Annotated in this window: 2 protein-coding genes; both read right to left on the bottom strand. The window is 62.9% G+C overall.

The genetic code is table 11. The features are described from left to right. Positions 1 to 29 precede the first annotated feature (29 nt). Complete coding sequence (locus tag DL891_RS16535) at positions 30 to 908, bottom strand: IS3 family transposase (RefSeq protein ID WP_232819240.1); 879 nt, start codon at positions 906 to 908, stop codon at positions 30 to 32. Further along, entirely contained in the window at positions 905 to 1,219 is a 315-nt protein-coding gene (locus DL891_RS16540) for a transposase (protein WP_157962589.1), read from the bottom strand. The genes DL891_RS16535 and DL891_RS16540 overlap by 4 nt, the downstream gene beginning before the upstream one ends. Between the last annotated feature and the right edge of the window lie 48 nt (positions 1,220 to 1,267).

The following is a 1,267-nucleotide window of genomic DNA, read 5'->3' on the forward strand; positions in this document are numbered from 1 at the left end:
TGGCCTTGCCCCCGGTTGGTGGACACGGGTTAAGCGGCGAGTTGAACTTCCGCGGTCTGTGATGAGTATTGCAGTTCGAAGTCGGCGGGGCTGACATTCCCGATCGAGGAGTGTCTGCGATGCCGGTTGTAGCGGTCCTCGATCCACGCGCCGACGTCGCGGGTCGCGCGAGCCCGGGTGGGCCAAACCCGGCGGTAGTAGAACTCGGTCTTCAACGTCGCGAAGAAGCTCTCCGCCAGCGCGTTGTCCCAGCAGATACCGGTCAATCCCATCGAGCGGGTGATGCCGTTAGCGGCAGCGAACGCGGTGATCTGCGCCGACGCGTATTGGGTGCCGCGATCCGTGTGGAAGATCACCCGCGCTGGCCTGTCGCCGCGCAGCACCAGGGCCATCGTCAGGGCGTCCTGGATCAGGTCGGTGCGCATGTGGTCGGCGATGGCCCAGCCGATCACCCGGCGGCTGTGCGCGTCGATCACGGTCGCCAAATACACCCAGCCCTCCCAGGTGCGCAGGTAGGTGATATCGCCGACCCAGACCTGGTTCAACGCCCCGGTGTCCCACTCCCGTTTCACCGCATCACCGGGATAGGCGTCGGCATGGTCAATGATCGTGGTGGTCTTCCACCTCTTCGGGCAAATACCGACCAGTCCGAGGCGTTGCATCGTTTTCGCGACAGTCTTGCGCGAGATGGTCTCACCATCGGCGCGCAGGTCGGCGAGGATCCGCGGGGACCCGTAAACCTCGTCGGAATCGCCATGGAACCAGACCACTTTCTGCTCAATGCCTTCCCGCCGGATCGCCCGGGCGGAGGGCTCCCGGCCCCGCCAGGCGTAATACCCGGATCGGGAAACCTCCAGCAGGCGCACCATACGGGTTATCGTAAAATTGTTCTTCTCCGCCAGCATCAGCTCGAACGCTTGCCGTTCGTATCCGAGGCTTCCTGGGCGAAGAAGATGGACGCTTTTTTTAGGAACGCCCTGTCCATCTTCAGGTCGGAGTTTTCTTTCCGTAGCCGCAGCAGCTCGGCCCGTTCGGACTCGGTGACGGCGCTCTCACCGGTCTCGTTGCGGGCCTTGAAACTGTTAACCCACCGGCCCAGCGACGCTTCGTTGATACCGAGCTCGCGGGCGACGACCGCCACCGGCCTCCCGGTGTTGACCACCAGCTTCACGGCTTCGTCCTTGTACTCAGGAGTGAACTCCCGACGTGTCTTTCCCATAATGAACATTCTCTCTTGAATGGCGTCCACCCAACGGGGTCAAGGCCA

This window comes from Homoserinimonas sp. OAct 916, assembly GCF_003260275.1.
In the GTDB taxonomy this organism is placed as follows: Bacteria; Actinomycetota; Actinomycetes; order Actinomycetales; family Microbacteriaceae; genus OACT-916.